Origin of the sequence: Paenirhodobacter sp., assembly GCF_041916475.1 — a bacterium.
Taxonomy (GTDB): Bacteria; Pseudomonadota; Alphaproteobacteria; order Rhodobacterales; family Rhodobacteraceae; genus Rhodobacter.
On the sequence record NZ_JAYRZN010000002.1, the window covers coordinates 88,769 to 104,474 of the forward strand.

The 15,706-nt window shown below is 68.0% G+C and carries 15 protein-coding genes; 6 read left to right on the top strand and 9 right to left on the bottom strand.

Going from position 1 to position 15,706, the window contains the following annotated elements:
- From ACOMG5_RS01350 to ACOMG5_RS01385, 8 genes are all read right to left on the bottom strand, one after another.
- Positions 1-180 (bottom strand): hypothetical protein (locus ACOMG5_RS01350; protein WP_420341975.1); only part of this gene is annotated, 180 nt, incomplete at its 3' end.
- Positions 164-868 (bottom strand): HAD family hydrolase, encoded by a 705-nt coding sequence (locus ACOMG5_RS01355; RefSeq protein WP_420341976.1) that lies wholly within the window; start codon positions 866-868, stop codon positions 164-166. The genes ACOMG5_RS01350 and ACOMG5_RS01355, both read right to left, overlap by 17 nt.
- Positions 865-2,331, bottom strand: coding sequence for a mannitol dehydrogenase family protein (locus ACOMG5_RS01360; RefSeq protein WP_420341977.1), 1,467 nt, complete (start codon positions 2,329-2,331; stop codon positions 865-867). The genes ACOMG5_RS01355 and ACOMG5_RS01360 overlap by 4 nt, the downstream gene beginning before the upstream one ends.
- 4 nt (positions 2,332-2,335) lie before the next feature.
- Complete coding sequence (locus ACOMG5_RS01365; protein WP_420341978.1) at positions 2,336-3,100, bottom strand: L-iditol 2-dehydrogenase; 765 nt, start codon at positions 3,098-3,100, stop codon at positions 2,336-2,338.
- Positions 3,097-4,095, bottom strand: a complete 999-nt coding sequence (locus ACOMG5_RS01370) for an ABC transporter ATP-binding protein (protein WP_420341979.1) — start codon at positions 4,093-4,095, stop codon at positions 3,097-3,099. The genes ACOMG5_RS01365 and ACOMG5_RS01370 overlap by 4 nt, the downstream gene beginning before the upstream one ends.
- 10 nt (positions 4,096-4,105) lie before the next feature.
- On the bottom strand, positions 4,106-4,936 hold the full coding sequence (locus tag ACOMG5_RS01375) for a carbohydrate ABC transporter permease (protein ID WP_420341980.1): 831 nt from the start codon (positions 4,934-4,936) through the stop codon (positions 4,106-4,108).
- Positions 4,937-4,946: 10 nt separating this feature from the next.
- On the bottom strand, positions 4,947-5,816 hold the full coding sequence (locus ACOMG5_RS01380; protein ID WP_420341981.1) for a carbohydrate ABC transporter permease: 870 nt from the start codon (positions 5,814-5,816) through the stop codon (positions 4,947-4,949).
- A gap of 67 nt (positions 5,817-5,883) precedes the next feature.
- A complete protein-coding gene (locus ACOMG5_RS01385) occupies positions 5,884-7,230 on the bottom strand; it encodes an ABC transporter substrate-binding protein (protein ID WP_420341982.1) in 1,347 nt (448 codons plus the stop codon).
- 96 nt (positions 7,231-7,326) lie between these two features.
- Between ACOMG5_RS01385 and ACOMG5_RS01390 the strand changes: the two genes are divergently transcribed.
- From ACOMG5_RS01390 to ACOMG5_RS01410, 5 genes are all read left to right on the top strand, one after another.
- Complete coding sequence (locus tag ACOMG5_RS01390; RefSeq protein WP_420341983.1) at positions 7,327-8,250, top strand: sugar-binding transcriptional regulator; 924 nt, start codon at positions 7,327-7,329, stop codon at positions 8,248-8,250.
- Between the two features lie 180 nt (positions 8,251-8,430).
- Positions 8,431-9,735 (top strand): c-type cytochrome, encoded by a 1,305-nt coding sequence (locus tag ACOMG5_RS01395; protein ID WP_420341984.1) that lies wholly within the window; start codon positions 8,431-8,433, stop codon positions 9,733-9,735.
- Positions 9,736-9,748: 13 nt separating this feature from the next.
- Positions 9,749-10,222 carry a (2Fe-2S)-binding protein gene (locus tag ACOMG5_RS01400; protein WP_420341985.1) on the top strand — a complete coding sequence of 158 codons (474 nt, stop codon included), beginning with the start codon at positions 9,749-9,751 and terminating at the stop codon, positions 10,220-10,222.
- Positions 10,215-12,530: a molybdopterin cofactor-binding domain-containing protein gene (locus ACOMG5_RS01405; protein ID WP_420341986.1), complete on the top strand. Its 2,316-nt coding sequence runs from the start codon at positions 10,215-10,217 to the stop codon at positions 12,528-12,530. Before ACOMG5_RS01400 ends, ACOMG5_RS01405 begins: the two co-directional genes overlap by 8 nt.
- Before the next feature lie 74 nt (positions 12,531-12,604).
- On the top strand, positions 12,605-13,477 hold the full coding sequence (locus ACOMG5_RS01410; RefSeq protein ID WP_420341987.1) for an XdhC family protein: 873 nt from the start codon (positions 12,605-12,607) through the stop codon (positions 13,475-13,477).
- Positions 13,478-13,515: 38 nt separating this feature from the next.
- On the opposite strand, the gene ACOMG5_RS01415 is transcribed toward ACOMG5_RS01410, so the two are convergent.
- On the bottom strand, positions 13,516-14,346 hold the full coding sequence (locus ACOMG5_RS01415; protein ID WP_420341988.1) for a DUF481 domain-containing protein: 831 nt from the start codon (positions 14,344-14,346) through the stop codon (positions 13,516-13,518).
- 307 nt (positions 14,347-14,653) lie between these two features.
- Between ACOMG5_RS01415 and ACOMG5_RS01420 the strand changes: the two genes are divergently transcribed.
- Positions 14,654-15,622 carry a threonine ammonia-lyase gene (locus tag ACOMG5_RS01420; protein WP_420341989.1) on the top strand — a complete coding sequence of 323 codons (969 nt, stop codon included), beginning with the start codon at positions 14,654-14,656 and terminating at the stop codon, positions 15,620-15,622.
- Positions 15,623-15,706: the final 84 nt, after the last annotated feature.

A 15,706-nucleotide genomic window follows, 5' to 3' on the forward strand; every position in this document is an offset into this window, starting at 1 on the left:
GCCTCGCCCCCCGCCCGCCGGCGTCTTGGGGGTCCGGCGGGGGGCGGGCCGGGTGCGCGCGCGGGGGGGTGCCCCCCCCGCGACCGTGAGCCGCCGCGTGGCGGTGCCCAATACATTCTGGGCGCCATCCATCAGCAGCACCTTCACCCCGGATGTCCCGAGGTCAATTCCGAGAAACATGCGACCCTCCCGCGGTCTTGTCCTGTGAGCCGATCAGCCCGGCGATGAGGCCCGGCAGCTCCTCCGCCCGGGATGCTAGCGCATCGGGGTGCAGCGCCGGAAGCCTTGTCGCGAGGGCGCAGGCTTGGGCATGGCTGCCGCCCATGAAGCCCACGACGCGCATGCCCGCCGCCTGCGCCGCGCGGATGCCCGCGGTGCTGTCCTCGATCACGATGCAGGCGGCGGGCGGCACGCCGAGCCGCGCCGCGGCCAGCAGGAACAGATCGGGCGCGGGCTTGCCGTGATCTACCTCCACCGCGGAGCAGATCCGCGGCCCGAACAGATCCGCAAGCCCCGTGACCCGCAGCGAAAGCGCGATCCGCTCCGGCTCCGAGGAGGAGGCGACGATGCGGGGCAGGGCGTCCAGAGCGCGGATCGCTTCGGCGATGCCGGGGATCGGGCGCAGCTCGCGCGCCAGCCGCTCCGCGAGCCGGGCGCGGAACCGGGGCAGGGCGGGGGCGGCATCGAGCCCTTCCTCCGCGCGCAGAAGGGCGAGGATCGAGGCGGTGGAGAGCCCGATCATCCGCCCGGCAATCTCGGCATCGCTCACGCGCGCGCCGATCTCGCGCAGCGCCCGGCCAAGCTCGGCCACCGACAGGGGCTCGCTGTCCACGAGCACCCCGTCGCAATCGAAGATCAGCGCGGTCATCGGCCGAGATAGTGGCGCAGGGTGTAGCGCGTCCCGTGCTCGCCGAGCATCCGCAGCCAGTCCGCGAAGGGCGCGGCGAAGGCCGGATCTGCGCCGGTGGTGCCATAGATATCGGCCTGGGCGAGCCAGGCGGCGGAGTCGGCCGCGGCCCGGCGCGCCACCGCCTGCAGCCGGTCCCAGTTCGGGTCATTCGGCGCGATCTCGGCGCCGCTGTCGGTGAGCCCGGCGCAATAGTGGCACCAGAGCGCGCTTTCGAGCGCCAGCCCCCGCACCGGCAGGCCCTGGCGGAGCCGGTCCGCGATGGTGGGCACGATGAATTTCGGCTGCCGGTTCGAGCCATCGAGGCAGAGCCGCCGGATCGTGTCGCCGATCTTGGGGTTGGCGCAGCGCTCCTTCACCTTGGCGAAATAGGCGTGCAGGTCGGTGTTGGGCACTGGCGGCACCGCGGGGATGATCTCCTCGGTCTCGACCTTGTCGAGGAAGGCGCGCACCAGCGCGTTCTGCATCCCCTCATGCACATAATGGATATCCATCAGCCCCGACGGATAGGCGATGACCGCATGGCCGCCGTTCAGGATCCGGATCTTCATCAGCTCCCAGGGCGTCACATCGGGGACGAATTCCACGCCCACCTTTTCCAGCGCCGGGCGGCCCTGCGGGAAGTTGTCCTCCAGCACCCATTGGATGAAATCCTCGCAGAACACCGGGCTGTCGTCGGCGATGTCGAAATCGTCGCGGATCATCTGGCGTTCGCGGTCCGATGTGGCCGGGGTGATGCGGTCCACCATGCCGTTCGGGAAGGCGACATTGGCCGCGATCCAGGCCGCCAGCGCCGGGTCCGAGAGGCGGGCGGTTTCCACCACCGCCTCGCGGGTGACGCGGCCATTGTGGGGGATATTGTCGCAAGACATCACGGTGAAGGGCGCCAGGCCCCGGCTGCGCCGCGCGCCAAGCCCCGCGACGAGGAGGCCGAACACCGTTTGCGGCGCGGCCGGGGTTGCGGCATCCGCCGCAATGGCGGGGTGGGAGGCATCGAAATGGCCGGTCGCGGCATCGATGAAATAGCCGCCCTCGGTGATGGTCAGGCTCGCGATGCGGGTTTCGGGGGCGGCGAGGCGGGCGATGATGGCGGGGGCATCGCCCACGGGGAGGAAATCCACCGTGGCGCCCAGAACCCGCGCCTCCGAGGCTTCGGCCGATTGCTCGACCACCGTATAGAGGTAGTCCTGCGCGGCGAGCATCTCGCGCATGCGCGCATCCGAGGGCAGCATGCCTGCGCCCACGATCGCGAAATCATGGCCCTCGCCCAGGTTCATCAGCCGGTCCAGATAGACCGCCTGATGCGCGCGGTGAAAATTGCCGAGGCCGAAATGGACGATGCCACCGGCGAGGGCCGCCCGGTCGTAGCCGGGTTTCGCCACCTTGAGGGCGGCGAGGCTGTGCTGGTTCAATCTGGTGCTCATGGTCTCAACTCATCCAGTTGCCGCCGTCCACGTTGTAGGTCTGGGCGACGATGTAATCGGCCTCGGGCGTGGCGAGGAAAATCGCCATGCCGGTCAGGTCCTCGGCGCGGCCCATGCGGCCGAAGGGCACGGCGGCGCCGACCTCGCGCTTCTTCTGGCCGCGGGGCTTGTTCTCGTATTGGGCGAATTTGGCATCGACCCCGTCCCAATGCGCGCCATCGACCACGCCGGGCGCGATGGCGTTGACGTTGATGCCATGGCCGATCAGGTTCAGCCCGGCCGATTGGGTCAGGCTGATGACGGCGGCCTTGGTCGCGCAATAGACACCCACGAGTGCCTCGCCCCGGCGCCCGGCCTGGCTTGCCATGTTGATGATCTTGCCGCGCCGGCCGGTTTCGATCATGTGCCGCGCCACCGCCTGAAGGGTGAAGAGCGTGCCCGCGACATTGATCGCGAACAGCCGCTCATAGCTCTCGCGGGTGATTTCGGTGATCGGGGCGAGGTCGAAGAGAGCGGCGTTGTTGATCAGGATGTCGATGCCGCCCAAGGCTGCCACGGTTTCGGCCACGCCCGCGTCGATGCTCTCTTGCCGGGACACATCCATCCAGACCGGCAGCGCGCCGATGTCGGCCGCGGTGGCGCGCAGGGCCCCGGCGTCGATATCGGCGATGGCCACGCGCGCACCCTCGCGGATATAGGCCTCGGCGAAGGCCCGGCCGATGCCGCGCGCGGCCCCGGTGATGAGGGCAGAGCGCCCCTGAAGCCTCATAGCGCCATCCCCTTCTCGTCGAAGCGGTAGACCCGGCCCTCGGCCCCGGTCAGGTACAGCTCCTCGCCATAGCGCACCGGGAATTCGCCCGGCGCGCGCACGACGATATGGTTGCCGTCCTCCAGCGTCACATGCAGGTAGGTGTCGGAGCCCAGATGCTCCGAGACGGTGACATGGCCCTTCACCCGGCCCTCGCTGCGCGAGATCACCCAGTCCTCCGGGCGGATCCCGATGGTATGGGCGCCGCGCCGCGCCGCGGTTTCGCCGCCGAGGAAGTTCATGTTGGGGCTGCCGATGAAGCCCGCAACGAAGGTGTTCACCGGGTGGTTATAGAGCTCCAGCGGCGTACCCACCTGCTCGATCCGGCCCGCGCGCAGCACCACGATCTTGTCGGCCATGGTCATTGCCTCGACCTGATCATGGGTCACATAGACCATCGTCGTGCCGAGCTTCTTGTGCAGCTCCGAAATCTCGATGCGCATGTTCACCCGCAGCGCAGCATCCAGATTGGAGAGCGGCTCGTCGAACAGGAAGGCCGCAGGCTCGCGCACGATCGCGCGCCCGATCGCGACCCGCTGCCGCTGCCCGCCCGAGAGCTGGCCGGGGCGGCGGTCCAGATAGGGGGTCAGGTTCAGGATCGCGGCCGCGCGCTCCACCCGGGCCTGCTGCTCGGCCTCCGGCATCTTCGCCATCTTCAGCGGGAAGGCGATGTTCTTGCGCACCGACATATGCGGATAGAGCGCATAGCTCTGAAACACCATGGCGAGGCCGCGCTGCGCGGGGGGCGCGGCCGTCACGTCGCGCCCGTCGATCAGGATCTGGCCGGAGGTCACGTCCTCCAGCCCCGCGATCAGCCGCAGCAGCGTGGATTTGCCGCAGCCCGAAGGCCCGACGAAAACCACGAATTCGCCATTCTCGATCTCGAGGTCGACGCCGGGGATCACCTCGGTGCCGCCGAAGGCCTTGCGCACGTTTTTTAGCGTGATGCTTCCCATCGTGCTTCTCCTATTTCACCGCGCCGAAGGTCAGGCCGCGGACAAGTTGTTTCTGGCTGAACCAGCCCATGATCAGGATCGGCGCGATGGCCATGGTGCTCGCGGCCGAGAGCTTGGCGTAGAACAGGCCCTCGGGGCTGGAATAGCCGGCGATGAAGGTGGTGAGGGGGGCTGCGGCCGAGGTGGTGAGATTGAGCGTCCAGAAGCTCTCGTTCCAGGCCAGGATGATATTGAGCAGCATGGTGGAGGCGATGCCCGGGATCGCCATCGGCGTGAGCACATGGCGGATCTCGGCCCAGATGCCAGCCCCGTCCATCCGCGCGGCCTCGAGGATCTCGGCCGGGATTTCGCGGAAGTAGGTGTAGAGCATCCAGATGATGATCGGCAGGTTCATCAGCATCAGCACGACGAGCACCCCGATGCGGCTGTCGAGCAGCCCGAGCCGCTGGAACAGGATGTAGATCGGGATCAGCACCCCCACGCCCGGCATCATCTTGGTGGAGAGCATCCACATCAGCACATCCTTGGTGCGCTGCGCGGGCTGGAAGGCCATCGCCCAGGCCGAAGGGATCGCCACCACGAGGCCCAGCAGCGTGGAGCCGAGCGCGATGATGACCGAATTCATGAAATGGCCGAAATAATCGGAGCGCGCCTGCACCTCGTGGTAGTTCTCCAGCGTCCAGTCGAAGAACAGGAATTTCGGCGGGGTGGCGACGGCATCTGCCTCGGTCTTGAACGAGGTCAGGACCATCCACAGGATCGGAAAGAAGATCAGCAGCGCCACGCCCCAGGCGAGCAGGGTGAACACCCATTTGCGCGATTGCGGTATATTGCGTGCCATGGCGGGCCCCTCAGTTCAGCGTCCGGCCGATCATCCGCATCAGGAAGATCGCGACGATATTGGCGAGGATGACGGCGACGATGCCGCCGGCGGAGGCGGTGCCCACATCGAATTGCAGCAGCGCCTGGCTATAGACCAGATAGGTGAGGGTCGTCGTCTGATAGCCCGGGCCGCCATTGGTGGTGACCAGGATCTCGGCGAAGACGGAGAGCAGGAAGATCGTCTGGATCAGCACCACCACGGTGATCGCCCGGCTCATATGCGGCAGCGTCAGATGGGTGAAGCGCGCCCAGGCGCCGGCGCCGTCCATTTCCGCGGCCTCGATCTGTTCGCTGTCCAGCGACTGCAGCGCGGTGAGCAGGATCAGCGTGGCGAAGGGCAGCCACTGCCAGGCGACGATGATGATGATGGCAAGGAGCGGATGCTCGGCCAGCCAGTCCACCGGCTGCGCCCCGAAGGCGCGTGCGATCTGGCCCAGAAGACCGTTGACCGGGTTCATGAACATGTTCTTCCACACCAGCGCCGACACCGTGGGCATCACGAAGAAGGGCGCGATGATCAGGATCCGCACCCAGCCCTGGCCAAAGATCGGCTGGTCGATCAGCACCGCGAGCGCGATGCCGCCCACCACGGTGATCAGGAGCACCCCTCCCACCAGCAGCAGCGTATTTTGCAGCGAGGTCCAGAAGCCCGGATCGGTGAGGAAATAGCGGTAATTCTCCAGCCCGGTGAATTCCTCCATCCCCGGCATGAGCAGGTTGTAGCGCTGGAAGCTGAACCACAGCGTCATCGCCAGCGGCACGATCATCCAGAGCAGAAGCAGGATCACCGAAGGCGCGACCATCACGCGCGCCAGCGATCGCTGATGCTGAGTAGCCATGGCGGCCCCCTCCCGTTGCGCGGCCCGGATGGCCCGGGCGCTGGGCGCCCGGGCTCCGGTCAGCGGATCACTTGATGTAGCCGGCGCGGGTCATTTCGCGCGTGGTCAGCTGCTGCGCCGATTGCAGCGCCTGATCCACCTTCGCCTGCCCCGCGACCGCGGCCGAGAACTGCTGGCCGACGGCGGTGCCGATCGCCTGGAATTCCGGGATCGCGACGAACTGCCCGCCGGTGTAGGGCGTGTCCTTCACCGAAGGATGGTCCGGGGTGACGGCATCGATGGATTGCAGCGTGAGCGCGGCGAAGGGGGCTGCCTCCTGGTACTCGGGGTTCTCATAGAGCGAGGTCCGCGTGCCGGGAGGGGCGGCGCGCCAGCCCTCCTTGGCGGCGACGAGCTCGGTATAGCCCTTCGATGTGGCCCAGGCGACGAAAGCTTTTGCCGCATCCGACTTCTTCGACGAGGCCGGCACCGCGAGGTTCCACGACCACAGCCAGTTGCCGGTATTCTCCACGCCGTCCTTGTGCGGGAAGCGGGCGTAGCCCACCTGATCGGCCACCTTCGATTCCTTCGGATCGGTCACGAAGCTCGCCGCCACCGTGGCGTCGATCCACATGCCGCATTTGCCCTGCTGGAACAGCGCGAGGTTTTCGTTGAAGCCGTTGGTCGAGGCGCCGGGCGGGCCGTAGTCCTTCATCGCGCCCACATAATCGCCGAGCGCGGCCTTCCATTCCGGGCCGTCGAACTGCGGCTTCCAGTCCTGGCCGAACCAGGCCGCGCCGTAGCTGTTGGCCATCGCGGTGAGGAAGGCCATGTTCTCGCCCCAGCCGGCCTTGCCGCGCAGGCAGATGCCATAGACCTCGCCGGATTTGTCGGTCATCGCCTTGGCGGCATCGAGGATCTGGGCCCAGGTCGGGCTCTCGGGGATGCTGACCCCGGCCTTCTGCGCGAGATCCTTGCGGTACATCACCATCGCGGATTCGCCGTAGAACGGCACCGCATAGAGCTTGTCGCCCACCGAAAGCGCGCTGCGCACCGCGGGCAGCAGGTCGGCCGCGTCGTAGTCTGCGGGCATGCCATCCAGCGCCAGAAGCCAGTTCTGCTTGGCCCAGATCGGCACCTCGTAGTTGCCGATCGTCACCACGTCATACTGGCCGCCCTTGGTGGCGATGTCGGTGGTCACGCGCTGGCGCAGGACGTTCTCCTCCAACGTTACCCATTGCAGCTTGATGTCCGGATGTTTCGATGTGAAATCGTCGGTCAGTTTCTGCATGCGGATCATGTCGCCGTTGTTCACGGTGGCGATCGTCAGCGTCGTTTCAGCCAGGACAGGAAGTGCGAATGCGCCAAGCGCTACGGGAAATGCGGCTGCGCCAAGCGCATAGGCCCCCCAGAGGGAGCGAATTGTGACGGGCATTGATGTTCTCCTCCTCCAGCGCGACTTTTGCTCGCGCTCTTGGCAAATGCTCACAGCAAGATGTAGTTTTGTCAAATCCATTCTTCGGAGCGGCCGATGAGCGAGGACAAGAAGCTGGATCTGGCGGTGAAGGCGGCCTGGCTATCCTATGTCGCCGGACATACGCAGGACGAGATCGCGCGGGAGCTGGGCGTATCGCGCCAGACCGCGCAGCGGCTGGTGGCGCAGGCCCTGGCGGCGGGGATCGTGCGGGTGCGGATCGACCATCCGCTGACCCGCTGCCTGGAGCTGGCGGAGGGGTTGCGGCAGCGCTTCGGCCTCTCCTCCTGCGAGGTGACGCCGGCGGCCGGGGGGCTGGCGGGGGTTGCGATGACGGTCGCGACGCTGATCGAGCGCGAGCTGTTGCGGCCCGATCCGATCATTCTGGCGATCGGCACCGGGCGCACGCTGCATGCCGCGGCGGGGCAGGTGATGCGGGTGGACTGCCCGCAGCACCGGATCGTGTCGCTCACCGGAAATATCGCGCCGGATGGATCAACGGCGTATTACAACGTGCTGTTTTCGCTGGCAGATAAGGTCACGGCGCGGAGCTTCCCGCTTACCGTTCCGGTGGTAGCGGCCAGCCGGGAGGAATGCGAGGCGCTGCACCGGCAGCCGGGCAATGCGCGGGTGATCGGGATGGCGCGGGAGGCCGAGATCGCGCTCGTGGGCATCGGCTCGATCGGGCCGGATGCGCCCTTGCTGAAGGACGGATTCCTGAGCGCGGCGGAGATCGATGCGCTGAAGGCGCAGGGCGCCGTCGGCGAGATCATCGGGCGGGTCTATGACCGCGAGGGCCGGTTCCTGCCGCAGGATGGGCGGGTGGCCTCGGCCGAGCTGCCGCAGCGGCCCGGTGCGCGCGTCATCGGCACCGCCCTGGGCGAAGACAAGCGGCTGGCGATTCTCGGGGCGATTCGGGGCCGGATGATCAATGGCCTCGTCACCGACGAGCCGACGGCCGCCTGGCTGCTGGAGGCCTGAGCCGGGCGGGCGCCCAGCAGGAGCAGGGCGCGCCCCGCTGGGCCCTGCGCCGGGCGCAATCCTGCCCTTGCTTCAATGCGTTATGTCCAGCCGGACATGTTGACCGCGGCCCGGCCCGCGCTAGTTTGTCGCACTGCGCCGTAAATACCTGCGGCGGACCACCTCAAGGATTGATGCCATATGCTTAAATCCACCCTGACCACGGTGGCGGCCCTTGCGGTCGCTGCGGCTTTGGGTTTCGGGCTGTACGCCTACCACTCGCCCCTGCCCGAAATCTCGCCCGATGCGCGCCCGGCCTTCGACAAGGCCACGGTCGAGAAAGGCCGCATTCTGGCCGCGGCAGGCTATTGCGCCACCTGCCATACCGCCAAGGGCGGCGCGCCCTATGCCGGCAACTATCCGGTGGTGACGGCCTTCGGCACGATCTTCGCCTCCAACATCACCCCCGATCCGGAAACCGGCATCGGCGCATGGTCGCCCGAGGCGTTCCGCCGCGCCATGCATGACGGGGTGAACCGCGCGGGGCAGCATTTGTTCCCGGCCTTCCCGTTCGATCATTTCACCAAGGTATCGGATGAGGATGTGGACGCGATCTACGCCTATCTGATGACCGAGGTCGCCCCGGTGAAGGAAGCGACGAACGCGCCCACGATCCCGTTCCCGCTGAACCAGCGGATCCTGCAGGCGGGATGGAAGCTCCTGTTCGTGGATTTCGGGCGCTATGAGCCCGATGCCGCCAAATCGGCGGAATGGAACCGCGGCGCCTATCTGGCCGAAGGCATCGCGCACTGCGGCGCCTGCCACACGCCACGCAACCCGGTGGGCGCCGAGGAAAAGGGCCAGCAATATGCCGGCGCCAGCATCGACAGCTGGATCGCCCCCGCGCTGACGAAGGCCAACCCTTCGGGCGTGCCGTGGACGGCGGCGGAATTCACCACCTATCTGAAGACCGGCTCGGGCATCTGGCATGGCGTGGCCGCCGGGCCGATGGGGCCGGTGGTGCATGCGGGGATCCGCGAGCTGCCCGAGGCCGACATTGCCGCGATCGGCACCTATCTGGGCGATATCGTGGGCGCGAAGGATGCCGACCCGGCGCAGAACCCGGTTGTGCAGGCGAGCCTCGCGGCCGGGCGCCCCGATCCGGCCTACCGGCGCGACCTGGGCGCGCGGCTTTATGCCTCCGCCTGTGCGGCCTGCCACTACAACGCCTCCGCCGAAGGGATGAAGGCCGAGCGGCCCGATCTCGGGATCAACTCCGCGACAAGGCTCGACGATCCGTCGAACCTGATCCATGTGATCCTCGATGGCGTGCCGGCGAGCGAGGGAACGCATGGCATCGTGATGCCCGCGTTCCGCACCGCGCTGAACGATACCCAGATCGCGGCGATCGCGGAATATCTGCGCGCCAGCCGCGCGGACCTGCCGGCATGGCAGGACCTGGACGCGACGGTCGCGCGGCTGCGCGACTATGTCGGAACCCACTGACGAGGACGGGACCATGATCGAGTTCACACTCAACGGACAGAAGGTCAGCCTCGATGTCGATCCGGAAATGCCGCTTCTGTGGGCGATCCGGGACGAGACCGGGCTGACGGGCACGAAATTCGGCTGCGGCATCGGTATGTGCGGGGCCTGTACCGTGCATGTGGGCGGCCGGCCCACGCGCAGCTGCATCACCCCCATCAAGGACGTGGCGGGCGCCGAAATCACCACCATCGAGGGGCTGGACCCGAAGGGCGAGCACCCGGTGCAGGTGGCCTGGCGCGCGCTGCAGGTGCCGCAATGCGGCTATTGCCAGTCAGGTCAGATCATGACCGCGGCGGCGATGCTCAAGGATATCCCCGATCCGACGGACGAGGACATCGACGCGGTCATGACCGGCAACCTGTGCCGCTGCATGACCTACAACCGGATCCGCGCCGCGGTACGCGAGGCCGCGGCCGCCATGCGGGGGAGCGTGACCAATGGCTGACCACATTTTCCCGCCGCACAAGCGCCGGATGCCCGAGCTGAGCCGCCGCGGCTTCCTGATTTCGGCCTGCGCCGCCGGGGCGGCCTTCGGCTTCCCGCGCCAGGGTGTGGCCTCGATGGACCCGGGCGTGGCCAGCGGCCTGCCGGCCGCGGCCGTGGGCGCGCGCTACGAGCCGACGATCTGGTACTGGATCGACAGCACCGGGCAGGTGAACGTGAATGTCACCCGCGCGGAAATGGGCCAGCACGTGGGCACCGCCATCGCCCGGATCCTGGCCGACGAGCTCGGCGCGGACTGGAAGGACGTGCATATCGAGCATGTGGATACCGCCGCGAAATGGGGCATCATGGTCACCGGCGGCAGCTGGTCCGTGTGGCAGAGCTGGCCGCTCTACCGGCAGGCGGGCGCCGCGGGGCGGCTGGCGCTGGCCGAAAAGGCCGCGGCGCTCTGGGGCATCGCGCCGGCCGATGTGACGGTCTCGGGCGGTGTGGTCTCGGGGGCGGGCAAGAGCGCGACCTTCGGCGAGCTGGTCTCTCAGGGCCTCACGCGCAGCTTCACCGAGGAGGAGCTGAAGGCGCTGCCGCTACGGCCGCGGGCCGAGATGAAGCTGCTGGGCCAGCAGCTTGAGGCGCTGGACATCCGCGCCAAGACCACAGGCCAGACCATCTACGGCATCGACGCCCGCGCCGAGGGCATGGTCCATGCCGTGCCGATCCTTCCGCCCACGCGCTATGGCTGCGCCATCACCGCGATCGACGACAGCGCGGCGAAGGGGATCAAGGGCTATTCCCAGGTGCTGAAGATCGAGGATCCCTCGGGCACGGCGCCGGGCTGGGCGATGGTCATCGCCGACAGCCACTGGGCGGCCGAAAAGGCTGCGGCGGCGATCAAGGTCAGCTACAGCACCCCGGATGCAGTGAAGGTGGGCGAGGCCGAGCTGCAGGCCGAGAACCTGCGCCTGATCGAGGACCCGGCCACCGGCGCGATTCTCGATACCGGCAATCACGATGTGGACCCGGTCTTTGCGGGGGCGGCCGATGTGCTGCAGGCGGATTATTCCACGCAGACGGTGCTGCACTTCCAGCTGGAGCCGCTGAACGCGCTGGCCTTCCTGAACCCCGATGGGGTGTGGGAGATCCATACCGGCAACCAGTGGCAATCGCTCTGCCTGCCCTGGCTGCAACAGGCGCTCGGCGTGGGCGAGGACGGGGTTGTGATGCGCAGCTACATGCTGGGCGGCGGCTTCGGGCGGCGCCTGAACGGCGATTATGCGGTGCCGGTGGCGCTGGCCTCGAAGGCGCTCGGCGGCAAGCCGGTGAAGATGGTGATGCCGCGCGCCGAGGATGTGCATTTCGACAGCGTGCGCCCGCCGACCCTGTCGCGCGTGCGGATGGCTTTTGACGGCGCGAAGAAGGTGGTGGCAATGGATACCGCCTGCGCCTCCGGCTGGCCGACGAAAGCGATGATCCCGGTGTTCATGCCGAAGGGCGTGAATGGCGCGCCCTATGACCCCTTCGCCTCCGATGGCGCCGACCATTGGTACGAGGTCGGTGCGCAGCGGCTACGCGCGATATCCAATGAGCTCGCCGAGGCGACCTTCCGCCCTGGCTGGCTGCGCTCGGTCTCTCCGGGCTGGACCAACTTCGCCATCGAGAGCTTCATGGACGAGGCCGCCCATCATCTGGGCCAGGATCCGCTGCAGTTCCGGCTCGATCACTTCACCGCCGAGGGCCGCAATGCGGGCGCCGCGCCGGATTCGGTGGGCGGCGCCAGCCGTCAGGCCGCGGTGCTGAAGCGGGTGGCGGAGCTCTCGGGCTATGGCAAGGGCGGCCTTCCCGCCGATACCGCGATCGGCATCGCCACCACCTTCGGCCAGGCCCGCACCATGCCGACCTGGGTCGGCGGCGCGGTGCAGGTCCATGTGGACCGCGCGACGGGCCAGGTGGATGTGCAGAAGGTCTGGCTGGTGGTGGATTGCGGCACCGTGGTCGATCCCGACGGCGCGCGGGCGCAGGTCGAGGGCGGCGCGCAATGGGGGATTTCGATGGCGCTCTATGAGGGCACGGAATTCGCCAAGGGCGCCGTGGTGGACCGCAACCTCGACAGCTACACGCCGCTGCGCATGATCGACGCGCCGCAGATCGAGATCGAGATGGTCGAAAGCACCGAGGTCCCGACCGGGCTTGGCGAGCCTGGCACCACGGTGATGGCGCCAGCGATCGCCAATGCGATCTTCAACGCGGTGGGGGTGCGGATGCGGCATCTGCCGATCTCGCCCGATGCGGTGCTGAAGGCGCTGAAGGCATGAGCGGCTGCGGCTGGGCGGCGCCCGGGGGCGGATGGCATCCGGCCCTGTGCGACCCCTGGGAGGCCGCGGCGGAGATGGGGCCCGGCACTGTGATCGCCCTTCTGGTCGCGACCGAAGGGCCGGCCTACCGGACGGTGGGCGCGGCCATGGCAATCGGGCCGGATGGGCGCTGCGCGGGGGCCATTACCTCGGGCTGTGTCGAGGCGGATCTGGTGCTGCAGGCGGCGTCGGTGCGCGCAGGCGCGCCGCGGCGGCTGCGCTATGGCGCCGGATCGCCCTTCTTCGATCTGAAGCTGCCTTGCGGCGGGGCGGTCGAGGTGATGCTGTTTGCGCTGCGCGACGCCGAAGTGCTGGCGGAGCTGGCGGCGCGCCGTGCCGCCCGGGCGCCGGTCTCGCTCATTGTGGATGCGCAGGGGCGGCTGCGGCTCGGCCGTGCCGGGGCGGGGGAATTCACGCTCCCCTTCGTGCCGCCGGTGCGCTTCGTCGTCGCTGGGGCGGGGCCGGAGGCGCTGGTCTTCACGCGGCTGGTGGCGGGGATGGGCCACGGCCATCTGCTGCTTTCGCATGATGCGGCCACGCTCGCCTCCGCGCGCGGGCTCGGCCTTTCGGCGCAGGAGCTGAGCCGCGTCTCCGATCTGGAGGCGGTGGCGTTCGATGCCCGGACGGCGGTGACGCTCTTCTATCACGATCACGATTATGAGCCCGAGCTGCTGCGCGTTCTGCTGCGCGGCCCGGCGTTCTATATCGGTGCGCAGGGCAGCCGGGGGGCGCAGCGCGGCCGTATCGCGCGGCTGCGCGATCTGGGCGTGCCGGAGGCGGAAATCGCGCGGCTGCGCGGCCCGATCGGGCTGATCGCCTCGGCCCGGAGCGCGGAAACGCTGGCCGTTTCTGTGCTGGCGGAGATCACCGCGCTGGCCGAAGGCATGGCCGCGCACGCGCCCGCCTGAGGGCCCGCCCGCGGCCTGGCCGCGGACGGGGTTCTGGCTCAGAAGCCCATGACCAGCGAGACACCGAAGGTGTTGTCGGTTTTTTCGCGGCCATCGACCGGCGCGCTGTTGAACTCGGTCTTGTAGCTGATCCGCGTGACCATCGTGTCGGTCATCTTCACGTTCAGCGCGAGATCGTTGGTATTCAGCGTGCCGGCATCGGATTTCAGAATGTCGGTGTCATTGGTGACGAACATCTGATCGTTGATCCGGTAGTAGAAGCGCGAGGACAGGATACCCGCGAGCTCGGTATCGTCGTCGCGGGCGGCGTTGTTCACCTGATAATACCGCGCGCCGAGGCCCGCCTGCACGCGCCAGGCCATATCCGCCTCGTTGAAGATCCGGTAGCCCGGGCCCATGCCGACGAAGCTGTCCTTGCGATAGGAGGCGAAATCGTCCTGCTCGTAGCGCGCGAGGCCGAAGCCATAGAAGCGGTCGTTGAAGTAGTAGTTGCCCTCGTAGAAGCCGAACACGTCCTGCTTCGTGCGGGAGCCCTCGTCCTTGCCGTATTCCACCCCGAGGCCGAAGGTGTGCTGCCAGGCGCCGGCGCCATAGGTCAGCTTGGCGGCGATGGCGAGGTCATCGGTATCGGTATTCCCCGAAGTCCCGGCATAGGTCAGCGCCACCGCGCCGCCCCAGCCCGGCTTGAAGGCATTGGGGCCGAAGCGCTGGCTGTCCTCCATGTCGGAGAGGTCCTTGTTGGCATCGTTGCGCACGTCGGTGATGCGGTCGTCGAGGCTGTCGATGCCGGTCACGGTGCTCTGTGCGAAGGCCTGGGTGCCGGTCAGGGCGGTGGCGCACAGGAGCAGGCTGCGGGTCAGGGTTTTCATGTCGGTACTCCATCGACTGTTCACAACGCGGGCGGGAACGCCCCGCCGCTGCCTTCAAAGATCATGCGCCAGGCCGCGGGAAACAGGGTTCCGGCCCGCCCGGATGGCCTGGGTGATGCATGAAAGACACAGCGTACCCCGCTGATTTTGCGGGTTTTTGCCGGGCGTGATCGGGTTCTGGCAGGATCGGGCCGGTTCCCCGCTTCAGGAAAAAGTGAACGGTTCGGTTCGGGCCCCGTGCCGCCCCGGTTGACGCGCATCCGGCCATCGGGTCTCGTGCGGCGGGCAGGCTGCACGGAGGCAGGATATGGACATCGCGATGATCGACGCGGCGCGGGCGCGCCTTGGGGAGAGGGTGCGGCGCACGCCGCTGCTCACCTCGCCCTTTCTGGACGAGATCGCCGGGCGGCCGGTCTTCGTGAAGCCGGAATGCCTGCAGCATACCGGATCGTTCAAGTTCCGCGGCGCCTGGTCGGCGGTGTCGGCGCTGGCGCCCGAGGTGCGGGCGCGGGGCGTGCTGGCCTATTCGTCGGGCAACCATGCGCAGGGGGTGGCGCTGGCGGCGCAGCTTTCGGGGATCCCGGCGGTAATCGTGATGCCTGCCGATGCGCCAAGGCTGAAGATCGACAACACCCGCGCCTATGGCGCCGAGGTGGTGCTTTATGACCGGTTCGGCGAGGACCGCGAAGTGATCGGCGCGGCGCTCGCGGCCGAGCGCGGCCTGACGCTGATCCGGCCCTATGACGAGCCGCTGGTGATCGCGGGGCAGGGCACCGTGGGGCTGGAGATCGCCGAGGATTGCGCGGCACTCGGGATCTCCCGGGCGGAGGTTCTGGTGCCCTGCGGCGGCGGCGGGCTGACGGCGGGGATCGCGCTGGCGCTCGCGCGGGAGGCGCCGTGGCTGCGGGTGCGGCCCTGTGAGCCGGAGGGGTTCGACGATACCGCCCGCTCGCTCGCAGCCGGGGAGCGGCGCGCGAATGCGCCCGATGCGCGCTCGATCTGCGATGCCATCGTGACGCCGCGGCCGGGCGAGATCACCTTCCCGATCCTTCAGGCGCATTGCGGGCCCGGGTTCGCGCTCAGCGATGCCGAGGTGCTGCGCGCCATGCGCCATGCGCTGCTGCGGCTGAAGCTCGCGCCGGAGCCCGGCGGCACCGTGGCGCTTGCCGCCGCGCTGTTTCGCCCGGCCGCGGAGCCGGGCCTGCCCGTGATCGCGGTGGTATCGGGGGGAAACGCGGATCCGGACATGCTGCTGCGGGCGCTGCAGGCGGAATGAAAATGCGGTAGAGAATTTCAAAATCTGAAATTCCTCTTCGCGTTTTCATGAAATAGGTGGATCATCTTCACGAATACGAAAATT

Excerpts from the sequence above, each read along its gene's own strand:
- ACOMG5_RS01360 (WP_420341977.1), bottom strand. The coding sequence starts at position 2,331 with ATGAGCACCAGATTGAACCAGCACAGCCTCGCCGCCCTCAAGGTGGCG.
- ACOMG5_RS01365 (WP_420341978.1), bottom strand. The coding sequence starts at position 3,100 with ATGAGGCTTCAGGGGCGCTCTGCCCTCATCACCGGGGCCGCGCGCGGC.
- ACOMG5_RS01410 (WP_420341987.1), top strand. The coding sequence starts at position 12,605 with ATGGGGCCCGGCACTGTGATCGCCCTTCTGGTCGCGACCGAAGGGCCG.
- ACOMG5_RS01375 (WP_420341980.1), bottom strand. The coding sequence starts at position 4,936 with ATGGCACGCAATATACCGCAATCGCGCAAATGGGTGTTCACCCTGCTC.
- ACOMG5_RS01355 (WP_420341976.1), bottom strand. The coding sequence starts at position 868 with ATGACCGCGCTGATCTTCGATTGCGACGGGGTGCTCGTGGACAGCGAG.
- ACOMG5_RS01420 (WP_420341989.1), top strand. The coding sequence starts at position 14,654 with ATGGACATCGCGATGATCGACGCGGCGCGGGCGCGCCTTGGGGAGAGG.
- ACOMG5_RS01405 (WP_420341986.1), top strand. The coding sequence starts at position 10,215 with ATGGCTGACCACATTTTCCCGCCGCACAAGCGCCGGATGCCCGAGCTG.
- ACOMG5_RS01400 (WP_420341985.1), top strand. The coding sequence starts at position 9,749 with ATGATCGAGTTCACACTCAACGGACAGAAGGTCAGCCTCGATGTCGAT.
- ACOMG5_RS01415 (WP_420341988.1), bottom strand. The coding sequence starts at position 14,346 with ATGAAAACCCTGACCCGCAGCCTGCTCCTGTGCGCCACCGCCCTGACC.
- ACOMG5_RS01380 (WP_420341981.1), bottom strand. The coding sequence starts at position 5,816 with ATGGCTACTCAGCATCAGCGATCGCTGGCGCGCGTGATGGTCGCGCCT.
- ACOMG5_RS01370 (WP_420341979.1), bottom strand. The coding sequence starts at position 4,095 with ATGGGAAGCATCACGCTAAAAAACGTGCGCAAGGCCTTCGGCGGCACC.
- ACOMG5_RS01390 (WP_420341983.1), top strand. The coding sequence starts at position 7,327 with ATGAGCGAGGACAAGAAGCTGGATCTGGCGGTGAAGGCGGCCTGGCTA.
- ACOMG5_RS01395 (WP_420341984.1), top strand. The coding sequence starts at position 8,431 with ATGCTTAAATCCACCCTGACCACGGTGGCGGCCCTTGCGGTCGCTGCG.
- ACOMG5_RS01385 (WP_420341982.1), bottom strand. The coding sequence starts at position 7,230 with ATGCCCGTCACAATTCGCTCCCTCTGGGGGGCCTATGCGCTTGGCGCA.